The organism is Variovorax sp. HJSM1_2 (assembly GCF_049316285.1).
GTDB lineage: Bacteria > Pseudomonadota > Gammaproteobacteria > Burkholderiales > Burkholderiaceae_C > Rhodoferax_B.
The window spans coordinates 114,172-132,002 of sequence record NZ_JBMOXA010000007.1; the positions used below are offsets into that span (position 1 = coordinate 114,172).

At 63.8% G+C, this 17,831-nt stretch carries 18 protein-coding genes; 11 read left to right on the top strand and 7 right to left on the bottom strand.

Features of this window, described 5'->3' with window-relative positions; all coding sequences use genetic code 11:
• Positions 1-21 precede the first annotated feature (21 nt).
• Positions 22-252 (top strand): glycine zipper domain-containing protein, encoded by a 231-nt coding sequence (locus ACFQ95_RS09955; RefSeq protein ID WP_422830699.1) that lies wholly within the window; start codon positions 22-24, stop codon positions 250-252.
• Positions 253-339: 87 nt separating this feature from the next.
• Here ACFQ95_RS09955 and ACFQ95_RS09960 read toward each other — a convergent pair whose 3' ends face one another.
• Positions 340-984: a DedA family protein gene (locus ACFQ95_RS09960; protein ID WP_422830700.1), complete on the bottom strand. Its 645-nt coding sequence runs from the start codon at positions 982-984 to the stop codon at positions 340-342.
• A gap of 171 nt (positions 985-1,155) precedes the next feature.
• Here ACFQ95_RS09960 and ACFQ95_RS09965 point away from each other — a divergent pair, with 171 nt between their 5' ends.
• From ACFQ95_RS09965 to mutL, 5 genes are all read left to right on the top strand, one after another.
• Positions 1,156-2,388: a hypothetical protein gene (locus ACFQ95_RS09965; RefSeq protein ID WP_422830701.1), complete on the top strand. Its 1,233-nt coding sequence runs from the start codon at positions 1,156-1,158 to the stop codon at positions 2,386-2,388.
• Between the two features lie 148 nt (positions 2,389-2,536).
• The gene (locus tag ACFQ95_RS09970) at positions 2,537-3,049 is read left to right on the top strand and encodes a hypothetical protein (RefSeq protein WP_422830702.1); all 513 of its coding nucleotides are present in this window, start codon (positions 2,537-2,539) and stop codon (positions 3,047-3,049) included.
• Positions 3,050-3,082: 33 nt separating this feature from the next.
• The gene (locus tag ACFQ95_RS09975; RefSeq protein ID WP_422830703.1) at positions 3,083-3,694 is read left to right on the top strand and encodes a superoxide dismutase; all 612 of its coding nucleotides are present in this window, start codon (positions 3,083-3,085) and stop codon (positions 3,692-3,694) included.
• A gap of 48 nt (positions 3,695-3,742) precedes the next feature.
• Positions 3,743-4,681: a ZIP family metal transporter gene (locus ACFQ95_RS09980; RefSeq protein WP_422830704.1), complete on the top strand. Its 939-nt coding sequence runs from the start codon at positions 3,743-3,745 to the stop codon at positions 4,679-4,681.
• Positions 4,682-4,726: 45 nt separating this feature from the next.
• Positions 4,727-6,742 carry a DNA mismatch repair endonuclease MutL gene (gene mutL, locus ACFQ95_RS09985; protein ID WP_422830705.1) on the top strand — a complete coding sequence of 672 codons (2,016 nt, stop codon included), beginning with the start codon at positions 4,727-4,729 and terminating at the stop codon, positions 6,740-6,742.
• Between the two features lie 6 nt (positions 6,743-6,748).
• Here mutL and ACFQ95_RS09990 read toward each other — a convergent pair whose 3' ends face one another.
• Positions 6,749-7,309: a hypothetical protein gene (locus tag ACFQ95_RS09990; protein ID WP_422830706.1), complete on the bottom strand. Its 561-nt coding sequence runs from the start codon at positions 7,307-7,309 to the stop codon at positions 6,749-6,751.
• Between the two features lie 228 nt (positions 7,310-7,537).
• On the opposite strand from ACFQ95_RS09990, the gene ACFQ95_RS09995 reads away from it, so the two are divergent.
• Positions 7,538-8,488 (top strand): alpha/beta hydrolase, encoded by a 951-nt coding sequence (locus ACFQ95_RS09995; protein ID WP_422830707.1) that lies wholly within the window; start codon positions 7,538-7,540, stop codon positions 8,486-8,488.
• A gap of 26 nt (positions 8,489-8,514) precedes the next feature.
• Here ACFQ95_RS09995 and ACFQ95_RS10000 read toward each other — a convergent pair whose 3' ends face one another.
• Both ACFQ95_RS10000 and ACFQ95_RS10005 read right to left on the bottom strand, forming a co-directional pair.
• Entirely contained in the window at positions 8,515-9,204 is a 690-nt protein-coding gene (locus ACFQ95_RS10000; RefSeq protein WP_422830708.1) for a hydrolase, read from the bottom strand.
• 49 nt (positions 9,205-9,253) lie between these two features.
• Positions 9,254-9,955 (bottom strand): pirin family protein, encoded by a 702-nt coding sequence (locus ACFQ95_RS10005; protein ID WP_422830709.1) that lies wholly within the window; start codon positions 9,953-9,955, stop codon positions 9,254-9,256.
• A gap of 111 nt (positions 9,956-10,066) precedes the next feature.
• Here ACFQ95_RS10005 and ACFQ95_RS10010 point away from each other — a divergent pair, with 111 nt between their 5' ends.
• Positions 10,067-10,981 carry a LysR family transcriptional regulator gene (locus tag ACFQ95_RS10010; protein ID WP_422830710.1) on the top strand — a complete coding sequence of 305 codons (915 nt, stop codon included), beginning with the start codon at positions 10,067-10,069 and terminating at the stop codon, positions 10,979-10,981.
• 35 nt (positions 10,982-11,016) lie between these two features.
• On the opposite strand, the gene ACFQ95_RS10015 is transcribed toward ACFQ95_RS10010, so the two are convergent.
• From ACFQ95_RS10015 to ACFQ95_RS10025, 3 genes are read right to left on the bottom strand one after another with little or no spacing between them, the layout of a single operon-like run.
• Positions 11,017-11,520 carry a hypothetical protein gene (locus ACFQ95_RS10015; protein WP_422830711.1) on the bottom strand — a complete coding sequence of 168 codons (504 nt, stop codon included), beginning with the start codon at positions 11,518-11,520 and terminating at the stop codon, positions 11,017-11,019.
• Positions 11,521-11,569: 49 nt separating this feature from the next.
• Positions 11,570-12,598 (bottom strand): response regulator, encoded by a 1,029-nt coding sequence (locus tag ACFQ95_RS10020; protein WP_422830712.1) that lies wholly within the window; start codon positions 12,596-12,598, stop codon positions 11,570-11,572.
• A 24-nt stretch (positions 12,599-12,622) separates the two neighbouring features.
• Positions 12,623-16,207: an ATP-binding protein gene (locus tag ACFQ95_RS10025; protein WP_422830713.1), complete on the bottom strand. Its 3,585-nt coding sequence runs from the start codon at positions 16,205-16,207 to the stop codon at positions 12,623-12,625.
• 263 nt (positions 16,208-16,470) lie between these two features.
• On the opposite strand from ACFQ95_RS10025, the gene ACFQ95_RS10030 reads away from it, so the two are divergent.
• The 3 genes from ACFQ95_RS10030 (at position 16,471) to ACFQ95_RS10040 (ending at position 17,830) form a co-directional block, all read left to right on the top strand.
• Positions 16,471-16,773 carry an urease subunit gamma gene (locus tag ACFQ95_RS10030; RefSeq protein WP_422830714.1) on the top strand — a complete coding sequence of 101 codons (303 nt, stop codon included), beginning with the start codon at positions 16,471-16,473 and terminating at the stop codon, positions 16,771-16,773.
• Positions 16,774-16,915: 142 nt separating this feature from the next.
• Positions 16,916-17,512: a HupE/UreJ family protein gene (locus tag ACFQ95_RS10035; protein WP_422830715.1), complete on the top strand. Its 597-nt coding sequence runs from the start codon at positions 16,916-16,918 to the stop codon at positions 17,510-17,512.
• A 12-nt stretch (positions 17,513-17,524) separates the two neighbouring features.
• Entirely contained in the window at positions 17,525-17,830 is a 306-nt protein-coding gene (locus ACFQ95_RS10040; RefSeq protein ID WP_422830716.1) for an urease subunit beta, read from the top strand.
• Position 17,831 lies beyond the last annotated feature (1 nt).

Genomic DNA, 17,831 nt, shown 5'->3' on the forward strand with positions numbered 1-17,831 from the left:
ATTACATTGAAGGGGTTGACCATGAATACGAAGTACTTGATCTCCGCAGCGGCTGCCGCTCTGATAGGCCTGAGCGGTTGCGCCAGCAATCCTAGCAACCAGCAAATCGGCACGGGTGTCGGCGCCGTGGTCGGCGGCGCAGCCGGTAACGTGCTGTTCGGAAGCACCTTGGGTACAGTCGGCGGCGCCGCTGCAGGCGCGCTGATTGGTAACCAAGTGGGCGACAACCAGGACAAAAAGAATCGCCGCTAAAGCTAAACCGCTTTACTCGCAAAAACAAAACCGGGCTCAAGAGCCCGGTTTTGTTTTGATGACGCCTCGATGACGAGCTAATTACGCTTAAACCGGTTTCGCGCGCCGCGCCTTGATGGCACCAAACAACACCAGCAAGCCGGGAACCAAAATCATCGCCCAGATGATCTTGTCCAGGTTCTGCTTGACCCACGGAATGCTGCCCAGGAAATAGCCTGCGGTGCAAATGCCCAGGACCCACAACAGCGCGCCCAACACATTGAACAGTGTGAACTTGGCGCGCCCCATGTCGGCCACACCGGCCACAAAAGGTGCAAAGGTGCGGATAAAGGGCATGAAGCGCGCAGCGATGATGGTGAAGCCCCCGTACTTTTCGTAAAAGGCATGGGCTTGGTCAAATGCGCGCTTGTTGAAGAAGCGCGAGTTCTCCCACTGGAAAACCTTGGGACCAAAGTGCCGTCCAATCGCGAAGTTGCATTGGTCGCCCAGAATCGCGGCCACCAGCAACACCGCGCAGGCGATGGGAAAACTCATCAAACCCAAGCCGCACAACGCCCCCACCACAAACAGCAAAGAGTCACCCGGCAAAAACGGCATCACCACCACGCCGGTTTCCACAAACACAATGATGAACAGCAGCGCGTAGACCCATGCACCATAAGTGGTCACGAAGGCCTCCAGGTGGCGGTCTACGTGCAAGATAAAGTCGATCAAAAATGCGATGAGTTCCATGCGGGCCATTATCAGGGCGGACTTGATGCCCCAAACCAACAGCCACAGAAACTACCCCGGGATTTGCCGTCGGCAAAACACAACGTGCCATCTGGCGCGGCTATCATCCCGGCGAACCAGATCACACCCAAAGCGCCCTGTCCAGGCCTTAGCATCCCATAGGAGTCTTACATGCTTTCAAACCAGATTCGGAACAGCGGCTCGCTGATCGACAGCGTGGACGCCATCCGCAACTGGCGAGCCGTGTTGCTGCTGCTGGTCACCCTGGCCTGCACCGCCGTGATCATGGCCTTTGGCGGCGTGATGGCCAACCTCAGCCTGGTCTTCACGGGGCTGTTTGCCCTGCTGGCCTACGTCGTCCTGTTCTATGGCGTGAATGCCGTGGGCATGATGATGATGGACGAAGCACGTGGCGAACACGCACGCACCGCGCTGAGCGCCGTGCTGGCCTCGGTGGCTGTGTCGCATCGCTTGATTCTGGTGTTTCTGCTGTTGGCAGGCCTTTACATGGCTGGTTTTGTCGCCTTGGCCATCATCCTGCTGCTGTGCAAGATTCCTTTGCTCGGCCCGCTGCTCTACACCCTGGTGTTTCCGGTGTCCGTGGTGATTGTGGGCATCGCTTTGTGCGCCGTGCCCACGGTGGTGTTTCCGCTGGCAGCGCCCGCTGTGTGGGGTGGCGCCAACACCATGCAAACCGTCAGCCAATTGCTGGCCGTGGGGCGCCGGCGCCTGCCCATGGTGCTGTTGCTGATGATTGCCGTGATGTTGATTTCCAGCGTGGTGGGCTTGGTCATCGGCACCATCCTGTATGCCGGTACTGCGGCCACGGCCGTTTTGTCCGCGCCTATCCTGGGCATTGGTGGCATCTTTGGTGATGCCTCGGGCGTGGTTTCGGCCGCTGAAGACGCACGCTTGAACGGTTACGCCATCGCAACCAGCGTGGGCGGCGGCCTCTTGGTCGCCGTGGCCTTCACCCTGCCCGGCATGGTGTATTTGCGCGGTGCCAGCGACGTTTACCTGCGCGCCATAGACGGCCTGGATCTGGAATCCGAACAAGCCGAAATGGACGACAAAATCGCCAGCGCCCGCGCTGCCGCACAAGCGCTGCAGGCCCAGGCCCAGGCGGCAGTCCAGAAATATGCGCCCAAGCCGGCGGCAAACACCAAGGCACCTGGCGCCGCAGCACCGGGTGCCGTCGAGCCGCATTTCGACGCCCATACCTCGGACGTTGCGCCCGCAGCCGCCAGCGGCCACACGCCAACACCTGCAGCGCGCGCAGAGGCCGCCCCGCCAAGCCTGCAACCAACACTGTTCGATGCGGACGGCACGCCGCTGACCACGCCCCCCGCGGCTTCCCCGGCCGCGCCTGCCGAGGGCCCGGCGGGCTTGCCGCCCAAACAGTGACCAAGGCCTTTTGTACGCCATGGTCGCACCCGCATCAGGGCATTCACAGCACACTTGCCCAACACAAATGAGAACTGTTATCATTTGATCGCCTGAGTACGTAATTCCATCCACGCTTCCACGCAAAGGGCCCGCATGGAAGTGACGTATGGACTCTTTTTCTGCAGCCGGCCACAGGCCCGCAACATCCCAGCTCCGCACCCCGCCAACGCTGCGGGACTGGGAGCGGCTGATGCACCATGGCCGCCACGCACAGTTGCTCGGCCAGCAGACCAGCGCCCTGCAACTCACCCTTGAAGCCTTAACACTCGCGGCGACCCTGCTGGAGGAACGCCTCGGCCCGCCCGACGACTGTGTGGCCGCGTGGGTGGTCTCGCAGCACAACATGGCGTTCTTGCGCCAGCAGGCTGGCGACACCGACAGCGCCGCCAGCGACCTTTGCCAAGCCCACGCCGGGCTGATGGCGTTGCTGCGCGACGCATCGGCCAGCCCGGCCTTGCAACAAGCCGCGTGGCGCCACAGCCGCGAAACCCATGCGGCCTTGCTGCAGTTTCTGCGTGAACCCGGCGTGCCTGCACACGCCTCGGCGCTGACGCAGGTGCGCCAAGCCTTATCGGCCCACGCCAATCTGGCCCAGCACTGCGGTGCCACCGCGCATTGATTTTTCTGATTTCTTCAACCACCAAGCTCCAACATGGCCTACACCCTGCCCCCACTGCCCTACGCTTTTGATGCACTGGAACCACACATCGACACCCAGACGATGGAGATCCACTACACCCGGCACCACCAGACCTATATCAACAACCTGAACGCCGCGCTCAAAGACACCGGCCATGATGCACAGCCCGTGGAAGAGTTGCTGAAGAAGATTGAACAACTGCCCGAGGCGCTGCGCGCCGTGGTGCGCAACAACGGCGGTGGCCACGCCAACCACAGCCTGTTCTGGACGGTGATGTCTGCGCAAGGTGGCGGTACACCCGACGGCGCATTAGCCGATGCGATCAACAGCGACATCGGTGGTTTCGATAGCTTCAAGGACGCCTTCACCAAGGCCGCGCTCACCCGCTTCGGCAGCGGCTGGGCCTGGCTCAGCGTCACGCCCCAGGGCAAGCTGGTGGTGGAGAGCACCGGCAACCAGGACAGCCCTTTGATGACCGGCAACACCCCCATCCTGGGCCTGGACGTGTGGGAACACGCCTACTACCTGAAGTACCAAAACCGCCGCCCGGACTACATCGCCGCGTTCTACAACGTGGTGAACTGGGCGGAAGTGGCGCGCCGCTACAGCGCGGCCAAGGCCTGAGGCCTGATCCAGCCCACCCGACCACGCCAGCGCCACCGGAGACAAACCATGAACGGAGTCCACAGCACCTTGGCCGAAAAACATTCCGAGCCGCCACTCAGCTCTGCGTCGAAAAAGCTCACCTGGCGGCGCCTGCTGGGCTTGGCCATCGCCTTCACGGGCTTCGTGGTGCTGGTGCACCAGTTCTGGCTCTACATGGGTGAGCACCCGCCAGTGGCGAACGCCTTCATGGCCGGGGGCGTGGCCGCGCTCGCCACCGCCCTGGGCACGCTGCCCGTGGTGTTCTCGCAGCGTTTGTCCGAACGCACACAAGACACCCTGTTCGGCTTCGGCGCGGGGGTGATGCTGGCGGCCTGCGCGTTTTCACTCATCATCCCCGGCCTGGCCGCAGCCAAAACCTCCGGGGCCGGCGCCTGGGAGGCTGGCGGCACCATGGGCGCGGCCATTTTGCTGGGCGGCCTGGCGCTGCTGCTGATGGACCGCTGGCTGCCGCACGAACACTTCATCAAAGGTGTCGAGGGCCGCCAGCTGTCAGACCCGCGCACACTGCGCCGCACCTGGCTGTTTGTTTTTGCGATTGCCCTGCACAACCTGCCCGAGGGCCTGGCGATTGGCGTGGCCTACGCCGGAACCGATGCCATGCGCGCCGGCGCTCTGGCCATGGGCATCGCCATCCAGGACGTGCCCGAAGGCCTGGTGGTCGCCGTGGCTCTGCTCGCTGCGGGCTACAAGCGCCCACTGGCCGTGGGCCTGGGCATGGCTTCGGGTCTGGTGGAGCCCATAGGCGCTGCGCTGGGCGCCGTGGCCATCAGCCTGGCGGCCAACCTGCTGCCCTGGGGCCTGGGCTTTGCGGCCGGCGCCATGCTGTTTGTCATCAGCCACGAAATCATTCCCGAGTCGCACCGCAAGGGGCACGAGGTCTGGGCCACCGGCGGCTTGATGATTGGCTTTGTGCTGATGATGCTGCTGGACACCGCACTTGGCTAATCGCCTGCGCATGAGAGGGCTTGCACGACGTTCTAGAATCCTCCAGTGAACGACGCCACCCTCTCTTCCCCCTCCCCCGAATCCTCCACCACGCCGCCGCCGCGCCGCGTGATCCGTGAACTGCCCGACGAGCTGATCAGCCAGATCGCCGCCGGTGAAGTGGTCGAGCGCCCCGCCTCGGTGGTGCGCGAACTGGTCGACAACGCACTCGACGCTGGCGCCACACAAATCACCCTGCGCCTGCTGTCTGGTGGTGTACGGCTGATCTCGGTGGAAGACGACGGCTGCGGCATCCCGGTCGAAGAGCTGCCCGTGGCCCTGAAGCGCCACGCCACCAGCAAGATAGGCAACCTGGACGACCTGGAATCCGTGGGCACCATGGGTTTCCGTGGCGAAGCGCTGGCCGCCATCAATTCGATTGCCGACATGGCCGTGTTGTCGCGCGCCGTGGGCCACCCACACGCCTATCTGCTGTCTGGCCAGACCGGTGAACTCAAACCCGTGGCGCGCAGCACCGGCACCACGGTGGAAGTCAAAGAGCTGTTTTTCAGCACCCCGGCGCGGCGTAAGTTTTTGAAGACCGACGCCACCGAACTCGCCCACTGCATAGAAGCCGTGCGCCGCCATGCGTTGGCGCGGCCGGACGTGGGTTTTGCCATCTGGCACGAAGGCAAGCTGGTCGAGCAATGGCGCGCCTGCCCCCAGCCCGACGCCATGGAAGCTTTGACGCAACGCCTGCGCGACGTGCTGGGCGACGACTTCATCGAACACTCGGTGCCGGTGGACTACCGCACCAGCCACCTGAGCCAGAACGCTGGGTCCACCTCGGCCGTACGTGTCTGGGGCCGGGCCGGTGTGCCCAGCGCCGCACGTGCGCGTGCCGACCAGCAGTTCGCTTATGTGAATGGCCGTTTTGTGCGCGACAAGGTCATCACCCATGGTGCGCGCAGCGCCTATGAAGACGTGTTGCACGGCCAGCGCCAGCCGGTGTATGCGCTGTATGTGGCCATAGACCCGACACGTGTCGATGTCAACGTGCACCCCACCAAGATTGAAGTGCGCTTTCGCGACAGCCGCGAAGTCCACCAGGCCGTGCGCCACGCTGTGGACGACGCCCTGGCCGCACCGCGCGCCGCCGCTGCCGCCTTGGCCAGTGCCCAGGCGACGCCGCAACAGCCCTTGGTCCAAGCACCTGAAACTCCACCGCAAAATACGCCTTTCAAGCAACAGCAGTGGGCGCAGCCAGCTATTAATTTTGCAGCCAATCGCGGCGGACACCGGGTGTCTGACTTTGAAGCCCTGTGGCCGGTGCGCCGGGTGGAACCCGCGCCAGCCGAAGCCGTGATACCTAGCGTAGTTGCGCCTGCGGCCGAGCCGCTACCCGTGGCGCCTTTGGCTGAGATCGCGGCACCTGCCATCAACGCCATGGCCGTTTCTGCCGCAACCAGCGATACCCACACCGGCACCGAAGCACCGGTCTGGCCGCTGGGCCGCGCCATCGCGCAATTACAAGGTGTCTACATCCTGGCGGAAAACGCCCAGGGCCTGGTGGTCGTCGACATGCACGCCGCACACGAACGCATCGTCTACGAGCGGCTGAAACTGCAGGTCGACACCAATAACATCGCCAGCCAGCCGCTGTTGATTCCGCTGACCTTCGCCGCCACGCCGCACGAAGTGGCCACGGCCGAGGCCTGCGCCGAAACGCTGAGCAAGCTCGGCCTGGAGATCACGCCGTTTTCCGCCAAAACCCTGGCCATCCGCTCTGTGCCATCCACCTTGGCCCAGGGCAACGCGGTGGAGTTGGCGCGCAGCGTATTGGCCGAGTTGGCGCAGATGGACGCCAGCACCATCGTCGAACGCGCCCAGCACGAACTCCTGGGCACCATGGCCTGCCACGGCGCGGTGCGCGCCAACCGCCAGCTCACGCTGGACGAGATGAACGCTTTGCTGCGGCAGATGGAAACGACGGAACGCTCCGACCAATGCAACCACGGCCGCCCGACCTGGCGCCAGTTGACCATGAAAGAGCTGGACGGGCTGTTTTTGCGCGGGCGCTGAGCAGGCTCAGGGCGTTGCCGGGCGGCCCTGCAGCAGCACCGGCATCTGCGCCAACCGTTCATAGGCCTTGGCCAGACGGATGGGCGCGCGCCAGGCATACAGCAGTATTTCCAGCGGGTGCCACAACACCACCCAGCCCAACACCAGCAAACCTTCGCTGAACAGCCGGTTGATGGCCGCAGGAAAGGGCGCAAATTGCTCACACAAGGCGGACAGCACCAGGGCCAGCGCCAGCGTGGGAATGCCGCCCTTGAGACCACTTCGGCCATTGCGCCGCACACGCGCCACTTCGCGCCGCAAAGCCTGCGCGCGCTGCTCACAATAAACACGCAACGCCCGCGTGACGGTTTCGGCCTGCGCCGGCGTCACCTCCTGCTCGGTCACGGTGATGCGCAAACGCCCGCCCGGCGGCGTGCCGTCATCACTGATGCGCTCAGCCAAGACATCAACCCCGGGCTCGCGTGTCATCTCAGGATGCGCCGGATCAAACGGCAAGGCCTCGAACAAACGCGCCAGGCGGTCTATCTGCAAACTCATGTCGCCGCGGCCGGTTTCACTCAATTCCACTTATTTCATCCCTTTTTGTTGTTAAACCTGGGGTTTTCCCTGGTCACGATCACGCCACAATCGCCTGCGCAGCGATGCTAAATTAGCGCCCGGCCAAAAATCGGCTCGGGCGCAGCCTGATCCGTCCACGGCACGGATGTTGCATCCGCTTCCAGCCACTGGAAGCTTGCGCTACGACTTTTAGCGGTGAACTTTTTTCACCCCCTTGGAATCCACTGACACTGTTGCATGAAACGCTGGCCCGTCATTTCCTCCATCACCCTTGCGTTCGCCATTCTGGCGGGCTGCTCCACGTTGGACGAAAAGCAGCGCACCTGGATCTTCCAGCCCAGCGACCGCAGCTGGGGCTCCTCGGCCGAGATGGCGCGCAACATGCAAGACGTGTGGATCGATTTCGACTCACGTGCCAGCGGCCAAGCCGCGCGCCTGCATGGCTTGTGGCTGCCCGCCACACCCGGCCAGGCCGGCTGGAACGAAGGGCCGACCACCGCCAGCCGCCAGGCCGCAGGCCAGCCCCCCGTGCTGCTGTATCTGCACGGCGCCCGCTGGAACGTCACCGGTTCGGCCCCGCGCATCAAACGCATGCAGGAACTAGGCTTCTCGGTGCTGGCGATCGACTACCGTGGCTTCGGCAAAAGCACCCCTGGCCTGCCATCGGAAGAAATGGCCTACGAAGACGCACGCGCCGCATGGGACTGGCTGGCCAGGCAGTACCCGGACCAGCCGCGCTACATCTTCGGCCACTCATTGGGCGGCGCCATCGCCATCGACCTGGCCTCCAAGGTGAAAGACGAATCCGGCACCATCGTCGAAGGCACCTTCACCTCCATCATCGACGTGTTCAGCACCATGCAATGGGGCTGGCTGCCGATCTCACCTTTGCTGACACAGCACTTCGAATCGGTGGCCAAGGTCGGCAAGATTGGCTCTCCCCTGTTGGTTGTGCACGGCACCAACGACAGTCTGATCGTGCCCGCACTCGGCCGCAAACTGTTCGATGCCGCGCAAGAACCCAAGGCCTTTGTGTTGGTCGAAGGTGGCTCACACCACAACACCAACGACCTGGGCCAGGCCCAGTACCGCGAGGCCCTGGCCGACATGTTTGGCCACGGCAAACTGCCTGGCGAACCGGCCGCGCCATTGCAGGCGCGGAGTGATGGGAACGCTGTCTTGCGTTGAGGCCGAGGCAGTCTGCTGTCGCCAACTCAGCGCTGAGCTGGCACCGGCTCAATCGCTTTGTAGGCTTGTTGGGTACGCTGCGGTGCCTTGTGCACCATGGTGTAGGCGTAATCCACCCCCATGCCATAGGCGCCCGAGTGCTCCTTGACGATGGCCATCACAGCGTCATAGGTGTCGCGGTGCGCCCAGTCGCGCTGCCATTCCAGCAGGACCTGCTGCCAGGTCACGGGCACAACGCCGGCCTGCACCATGCGTTGCATCGCCATGTCGTGCGCTTCCTTGCTGGTGCCGCCTGAGGCATCGGCCACCATGTAGATTTCGTAGTCACCTTCGAGCATGGCCGAGAGCGCGAAGGTGGTGTTGCAGACTTCGGTCCAAAGGCCGGCCACGATGACCTTTTTGCGTTGGTTGGCCGCCAGGGCATCGCGCACCTTCTGGTCGTCCCACGAATTCATAGAGGTGCGCTCCAGCACCGCTTGACCCGGGAACACATCCAACAACTCGGGGTAGGTGTAGCCCGAGAACGACTGGCTTTCCACCGTGGTGATGGTGGTCGGAATATTGAAAGCCTTGGCCGCCTTGGCCAGGCCCACCGTGTTGTTCTTCAGCACCTGGCGGTCAATCGACTGCACGCCAAAGGCCATTTGCGGCTGGTGGTCGATGAAGATCAGTTGGCTGTTTTGGGGGGTCAGGACTTCGAGTTTGGCTTGTGTCATTTTGAATTACCTCGTTGATTAAAAATAGTGGACCAGGGGGGCAGCGTCGTTAGGCTGCGGTGTCGACAAATACCAGTTCGGCGTCAGACGTGGCCGTGACGCGGAACGTCTCTACATCGGCAATCGCCGCGCCATCCCGCGCCGCCAGGCGCACACCGTCGATTTCCACATCACCGCTGGCCGCGACCAGATAACCCAGCCGTTCCTTGCCAAGCTGGTACTCGGTCGATTCACCGGCCTTCAGCGTCGCGCCCAACACCCGGGCGTTGGTGCGGATGGGCAGCGCCTCCGTGTCCCCAGGCAAACCGCTGGCCAAGGCGACAAACTGGCCCGAGCGGTCGCCCTTGGGAAAAGGCTTGGCGCCCCATGATGGTGGCTGGCCACGGCCGTCTGGAATGATCCAGATCTGGAAGATCTTGGTGGTGCCGCGCTCCTGGTTGTATTCGGAGTGGCGGATGCCGCTGCCTGCACTCATCACCTGCACGTCGCCGGCTTCGGTGCGGCCGCTGTTGCCCAGGTTGTCCTGGTGGGTGATCGCGCCTTCACGCACATAGGTGATGATTTCCATGTCGGCATGGGCATGTGGCGGAAAGCCGGTGCCGGGCGCAATGGTGTCGTCGTTCCACACCCGCAGCGCACCCCAGCCCATACGGGCCGGGTCGCGGTAGTCGGCAAACGAGAAGTGGTGTTTGGCATCCAGCCAGCCGTGGTTGTCACCACCGAGTTGCTCGAAAGGTCTGCGTTCAATCATGCTGTTGCTCCTGCGGTTTGCACCGTGTTTGTGTTGCGATGGGTGAACTTTAAGTTGTGGCGATCAATAAGAGAATAGAAAATATCGAAATCCATCCATTCCAAAACATTCATGAAGAAACTGCCTGACCTGGAAGCCTGGGCGATCTTTGCCAAGGTCGCCGAGACCGGTTCTTTTGCCAAGGCGGCGGCCGACCTGGCGATCTCGCAGCCCACCATCTCCAAGGCCATCACCCGCCTCGAGGCTAGGCTGCGCACCACGCTGTTCCACCGCACCTCGCGCAAGATGTCGCTGACCGCCAGCGGCCAGGCCTCGCTGGAACGCGCCTCGCGCATACTCAGCGAAGGCGAGGCGGTGGAGGCCGAGCTGACCGAGCATTCCAAGAGCCTGCGCGGCAGCATACGCATCGCCGCGCCGATGTCGTTTGGTGTCTCACACCTGGGGCCGGCGTTGCCGCAGTTCATGGAGAGGCACCCGGAGGTCACGCTGGATCTGCACTTCAGCGACGAGCAAACCGATGTGGTGGCACAGGGCTTTGATCTGGCGCTGCGCATCTCGGCGCTGCCCGATTCCAGCCTGTTGGCGCGCCGCTTGTGCACCGTGCGCATCTTGCTGGTCGGGGCGCCGGCGTATTTCGAGCGTTATGGGCACCCCACCCACCCGCGCGAACTCGAATCACACCGCGCGCTGCGCTACGTGCACAGCCGCGTGGGCGAGTCGTGGCGCTTTCGGCACAAGCGCAAAGGCGAGTTTTCGCAGGTGGTGCCGTCGCTAATGCGTGTGAACAATGCCGAGGCGCTGGTGCCGGCCTTGCGCGCGGGTCTGGGGCTGGCCATGCAGCCCGAGTTTCTGGCCTGGGACGACCTGCGCGCCGGAAAGATTCAGTCCACGCTGGACGACTGGAGCGTGCCGCCGATTGCCCTGCACATCGTCACCCCGCCGGGCCGCGCACGCCCGGCCCGGGTGCAGGCGCTGATCGAGTACCTGGCGCAGCATTTTGCCGAGGCGCCGTGGGCGGTGGGCTAAGGCAAGGCTGCCCAAGTCCCTCTCGGCGCCTGGATTCAGGGCAATGCGAACTGCTGCCGCCAGGGCAACTGAGTGTCAGCCACATAGTCTGCTACCAGCCAAGTCCGCGTCGGGTGATCGGCCACGTCGCTGAGAAACTCGCGCAGCACCCGCACCGAGGCGGCGTCCAGAGCCGCATAGGGTTGGTCCAGGCAGGTGAGCGTCGCGCCGCTGGCCAGCAGCGCCACCAAGGCAACCTTGCGCCTGCTGCCGGTAGACAGCATGGACAGCTTTTTGCCCAGGTGCCGGGACAAGTCCAAGGCTTGCGCCAGGTCCTGCTGCAATGGCGCGCTCCAGGCGGGGCACTGCTGGCGGACGGCATCCCAGAACTGCTCCGGTGTTGCCTCGCCCTGCCCCGGCAGCGACAGGTCCAGCCACAGGGCCGACGCTGCGCTGCCAAGGCGGCGCAGTAGCTGCGTCTTGCCCGTGCCTTCATCGCCGGTAACGGCCACAAGGCCAGGGGACAACTGTGGGGGTTGCAGTTCGGACAAGGAAGTCATGCGCTGGTTCATCATGGGCCAGAACTGTAACCGTGCGCGGCGCGCGGCCTCAGACCTCAAACTGCGGATGTAATTGCCGGATCCGGCCAATCGCCATGCCCGCCGCCGCCGTGCGTGTTTCCACCCCCAGCTTCACATAGACACGTTCCAGGTGTTTCTTCACCGTCGCCGGGCTGCTGCCCAGGATGTCGCCGATGTCGCGGTTGGTTTTGCCCTTGACCACCCAGTACAACACCTCGGCTTCGCGTGCGGTGAGTTTGAAGCTCAGGCTCATGGCTTCAACCACCGCGGCATCCGACACCTCGCGCATCACGATCAGCCAGTCGCCGCCGCCTTCGCTGTCGCCGGTCTGCTGGTGCAGCCTGAAGCTCAGGCGTTGTGCGCCCTGCTCTACCGCCAGGCGCGGTGGCTCGGTTTGCGGCGAGGCCTGGGTGGCCAACAGCGGCAGCGTGTGTTGCAGCCATTCCGTGACCTGCGGCGGCGCAAAGTTCTGCAGATGCGGCGCGGGTGGACCGAAATAGCGGCGCAGCAGGTCGCGCGCCAGCGGGGTTTGCCACATCAGCTTGCCGTCGCTGGCACGCACGGTGATGCTGGCGTAACCAAAGGCATCAAGTGCGTTGCGCGCCTGGCCGGCCTGGCGCACCTCCTGGCGCGCGCGGCGCGCGCCCTGCAGGTGCACGTTCATACGCGCCAACACTTCCTTGGGTTTGATGGGTTTGGTCACGTAGTCCACACCACCGGCCTCCAGCGCGGCAACCAGATGTTCGGTCTCGGTCAGGCCGGTCATGAAGATGATGGGAATGGCGGCGGTGCTGGGCTGGGCCTTCAGGCGGCGCGCGACTTCAAAGCCGTCCATGCCGGGCATCATGGCGTCCAGCAACACGATGTCGGGCAGGGCCTGGGCGGCGCGCTGCAGCGCCGTCTCGCCGTTGGTGGCCACCAGCACGGTGTAGCCCGATTCGTCCAGGGCATCGTGCAGCACGGCCAGGTTGTCGGGCACGTCGTCGACGATCAGCACCACGTCGTTGTTGGCGCGGTCCAGGGCGTCGGTGGCTGGAGCGGGTGCAGGGGCTGGCATGGTGGCAACAAACATAGGTTAGCGCTAGGCCGTGGATTGGGGGGACGCCTCGGCCAGCAGGCGGGCAATGGTTTCGAACTGGAATTGTCTCGCCAGTTCGCGCAGTTCATGCACCAGCGCCGCACACTCGGGCTGCGCCGCCTCAATCGCGCCGAGGTTGTTGAGCACACCACGGTAGTAGCCCAACTGCACGGCTTCGCTCAGGGCCTGCAGGCGCTCGGCGGCGGGCCATACACGGGTCACTTCACGCGCTGCAGGGCTTGGCGCCGCAGCCTCTTCTTGAGGGACGGCCTCCTGCGTCCACTGCAGGCCAAGGCGGCGCTCCAGCCAGTCGAGCAACTCGCTGTGGCGTACGGGTTTCACAAGGAAATCTTCCGGGCGAATGCCCACGTCGTTCTCCAAGGCCTTATCAAACGCGTTGGCCGAGACGATGGCAACGCGGGCTTCGGTCAGGCCTGCAGCACGCAGGCGGCGTATGGTTTCCCAGCCGTCTATGCCGGGCATGGCCAGATCCATCAGCACCACATCGGGCCGCACACCGGCGGCCAGCAAGTCCAGCGCGTCGTGGCCGCTGGCGGCGGTGCGCAACTCAAAACCTAGCGGCGCCAGCAACTGCACCAGCAGTTCGCGGTCGGGCTCTTCGTTGTCGACCACCAGCACGCTGCGCCGTTCACCCAGGTAGCCGCCCCGGGGCGGCTGGGGCGCTGATGCCGACAAACGCGGGCCAATCGTGCCCGGGTGCAACTCCGGCAAAAAGAGTTTGATGCGGAACACCGAACCCACACCGGGCGTGCTGGCCACCGTCATCTCGCCCCCCATCAGGTCGGTCAGCATCTTGGCAATCGTCAGCCCCAAACCTGCGCCACCCGCTCCGCTACCGGATTGCGCACTCGCACTGCCGCGTGCAAACGGCTCAAAAATGCCCGCCAGCTCTTGCGTCGACATGCCCGGACCGGAGTCTTCAATTTCGATCAACGCCAGCTCGCGCGCGTATTGCACACGCAGCCGCACCGAGCCCTGGCTGGTGAACTTGATGGCGTTGCCCAGCAGGTTGATGAGAATCTGCCGCACCCGTTTTTCATCGGCGCGCACCACCTCGGGCAACACGTCCTTGGGTTCGAACTCAAACACCAGCCCCTTGGCGCGCGCCTGCGATTCAAACATGTCGCACATCTCGTGCATGGTGTCGGCAAAACGCATGGGCTTGACGTTGAGCGTGAGCTTGCCACTTTCGATGTAGGCGATGTCCAGCGTGCCCTCGATCAGCGACAACAAGTGCTCGCCGCCGCGGCGAATCACACTCACGGCCTGCTGGCGGTGCGGCGGCACGCTGCTGTCCTGCCCCATGAGTTGTGCATAACCCAGGATGCTGTTGAGCGGCGTGCGCAGCTCGTGGCTGATGGCGCTGATGTAGCGGCTCTTGGCCTGGTTGGCCTGGTCGGCGGCAAGCCGTGCGCGATCGGCCGCCAGGCGGGCGTCTTGCAGGGCCTGGTCGGTCTGGCGGTGGAGTTCAATTTCGCGCTGCAGCAAATGGGTTTGCCGGTTCGACTCTTCCTGCGCCACCTGCCGGCTGTTGTGCGCCAGCACCAGCCACCAGGCGACGATGCCCGCGCCCACCAGCAGCGCCATATAGGCCTTCATGAAACCGGCACGCAAGGCGTCGCCCAGCGCATCCAGAATGTCTACATTGGCCACCACGGTAGCCAGCGAGCGCAGCTCCTGAAAGTACAGCAGGCCAAACACCGTGGCCAGCAGCGGCACCACCACCAGCATCAGCAACAGAAAGTGGCCCAGACCGGTGTCGAGGTAGGGCCAGATGCGCCGGGGCAACAACCAGCGCAGCGTGGCCGCCCATTGCACGGCAAGTGCGGCGTGTGGTTTGCACAGGTCGCCGCAGCGCGCATCCAGCGTGCAGCACAGCGAGCAGATCGGGCCTTTGTAGGCGGGGCATTGGGCCATGTCTGGCCCTTCGTAGCTGCGTTCACAGATCACGCAGCGTTGCAGCACTTCGCGCAGATTGCGCCCCTCTTCGCGCGCGGCAACAGCCTGCGCCGCATGCGCAGAATGCTCAAGCCAATCGACCTGCGGCCCGCGTGCGATGTAGTAGCGCCCCTTGGTCCACCAGGCGATCAGCGGCGAGGCCACCAAGGCCGTGCCCAGCGCAATCAGCGCCGAGAACGCCTGCGCACCGGCGCCAAAAAAGCCCAGGTACGACAACACGGACAGGGTAGACGCCAAGCCCATGGCGCCCACGCCCACGGGGTTGACGTCATACAGATAGGCGCGCTTGAACTCTATGCCCGGCGGCGACAAACCCAGGGGTTTGTTGATCACCAGATCGGCCACCACGGCCATCATCCAGGCGATGGCGACATTGGAATAAAGCCCCAGCACATCGCCCAGCGCCTCGAACACGTTCATCTCCATCAGCATGAAGGCGATGAGTGTGTTGAACAGCACCCACACCACACGCCCCGGGTGGCTGTGGGTGATGCGCGAGAAGAAGTTAGACCAGGCCAGCGAGCCCGCATAGGCGTTGGTGACGTTGATCTTCAACTGCGACAACACCACAAAGATGGCCGTGGCCGCCACCGCCCAACCGTATTTGGGAAACACATATTCGTAGGCCGCAAGGTACATCTGGTTCGGGTCTACCGCGCGTTCAATCGGCACCATGCGGCTGATGGCCAGGTAGGCCAACAAGGCGCCACCCAGCATCTTCAACACGCCCAGAATCACCCAGCCTGGCCCACCCGCCAGCACACCCAGCCACCAGCGGCCCTTGGTCGCCTCGGTGCGCACCGGCATGAAGCGAAGGTAGTCGGCCTGCTCCCCCATTTGGGTAATCAGCGCAATACCTACGGTCAACGATGCACCAAATGAAAGCAAATCAAAGCCACTGGTTCTGGATCTATCACCAACATAGTGCAAAACCTCAGAGAACGCACCGGGATCGCGCATGCCTACGTAGACAAACGGCACGATCAGCATCACCAGCCAGATCGGCTGCGTCCACACCTGCAGCCGGCTGATGACGGACACACCGTAGGTCACCAAGGGGATCACCACCACCGCGCAGATCAGATAACCCCAGGCCGGCGGAATGCCCAGCGCCAGGTCCAGCGCATAGGCCATGACCGCCGCCTCTAGTGCGAAGAAGATGAAGGTGAACGAGGCGTAGATCAGCGACGTAAGTGTCGAGCCTATGTAGCCAAAACCCGCGCCGCGCGTGAGCAGGTCCATGTCCACGCCGTAGCGCGCGGCGTAGATGCTGATGGGCAGGCCGGCCAGAAAGATGATCAGCCCGGTGGCCAGAATGGCCCAGAAGGCGTTGACAAAGCCGTATTGCACCAGCAGCGTGGCGCCTACGGCTTCCAGAATCAGGAACGAGGCCGCGCCAAACGCAGTGTTGGCCACACGCCATTCCGACCAGCGCCGCGAGCGCTGGGCGGTGAAACGCAGCGCGTAGTCTTCCATGGTCTCGCTGGCCACCCAACTGTTGTAGTCGCGGCGTATCTTCACCACCTGCTGCGGCGCATCGACCAGCGCGGGCCGCTCGGCTGTGGGTTCTGCGGCGGTTGTGGCGCCGGTGACAAGTGGGGTATGCACCCCATACAGGTGCAGCTTTCATGCCATCGAATAAAAGGTACACCCCCAGTCTTCGCGCACTGCGTGTCGCTGCGCCAACCCCCTTGCAGGGGGCAACATCTGCGGCCTGGCAGAGCCAGTTCCGCGATGTTTCCGAAAAGCCCAGCGCACACCGAGCTGGGACAGCGTATCGGCCGGAATTGAGAGACCTTTGCCAACGACTGGTTTGGGCACGGGTATTGCGTCAGAATAAAAAGATAGCAATCACACCGGCCTAGGAACACATGGAACTGACTCCACGCGAAAAAGACAAGCTGCTGATCTTCACCGCCGCCCTGTTGGCCGAGCGGCGCAAGGCACGCGGCCTCAAACTCAACTACCCCGAAGCGGTGGCGCTGATCTCGGCGGCCGTGATGGAGGGTGCGCGCGACGGCAAAACCGTGGCCACGCTGATGAGCGAAGGCCGCAGCGTGCTGACCCGCGCGGACGTGATGGACGGCATTGCCGAAATGATTCCGGACATCCAGGTCGAGGCGACCTTCCCCGACGGCACCAAGCTCGTCACGGTTCACCAACCGATAGTGTGAAACACCCCCAGGCTTGCCCACTGCGTGTGGCCTCCTCCCCCCTTGCAGGGGGCAACACCGGCGGCCCGGCAAAGCCGCTTTCACGGTGTTGTGAAACCGGCAGTGGCGCCATTAACAACGATATTTTTTTGGAGAACTCTTCATGTTTGGCAAGTCCCTAAAAGCTCTCATTTTGCTAGCTGCTACCGCAGCAACCACGGGCGCCGTGGCCCATACAGGTGCTGATGTTGGGGCCCACACCCACATCGCCTTCATGGATGGCCTGCTGCACCCGCTGACCGGCCTGGACCACCTGGCGGCCATGCTGGCCGTAGGCCTGTGGAGTGCCCTGAGCGCGCGCCGCGTGTGGACCGCACCGCTGGCCTTTGCCGGCATGCTGCTGGTCGGCGCGTTGATAGGGCTGGCCGGTATCAACATGCCAGCCGTGGAGCCCATGATTGCCGCCTCGCTGCTGGTGCTGGGCCTGATGCTGGCCACACAAACGCGTATGCCGGCCGCCCTGGCCGCCGGTTTGGTGGGTGGGTTTGCGCTGTTCCACGGCGTGGCCCACGGTGCTGAATTGGCCGGTGGCCCCAGCGTGTTCGGACCCTTGGCCGGCATGCTGCTGAGCACCATCGCCCTGCACCTTACGGGCGTGGCACTGGGCCTGGCGCTGCGCACGCGCAGCCAATGGTGGCCGCGCGCCACCGGTGCCGCCATCACGCTGCTGGGCGGTGTGTTCTTGCTGCAAATGGTCTGAGGGAGCGGCGCCATGATTCCAGGTGAATTGTTGATTGACGAAGGCGAGCATCCGCTCAACACCGACCGGCGCACGCTCACACTGGTGGTGCAAAACACCGCCGACCGGCCGATTCAAGTTGGCTCGCACTACCACTTTGCCGAAACCAATGCCGCACTCGGCTTTGACCGCGCCGCCGCACAAGGCATGCGCTTGAACATCGCCTCGGGCTCGGCCGTGCGCTTCGAGCCCGGCCAGCAACGCACGGTTGAATTGGTGGACTATTCCGGCGCACGCACCGTCTACGGTTTCCGTGGCCAAGTACAAGGGAAGCTCTAAA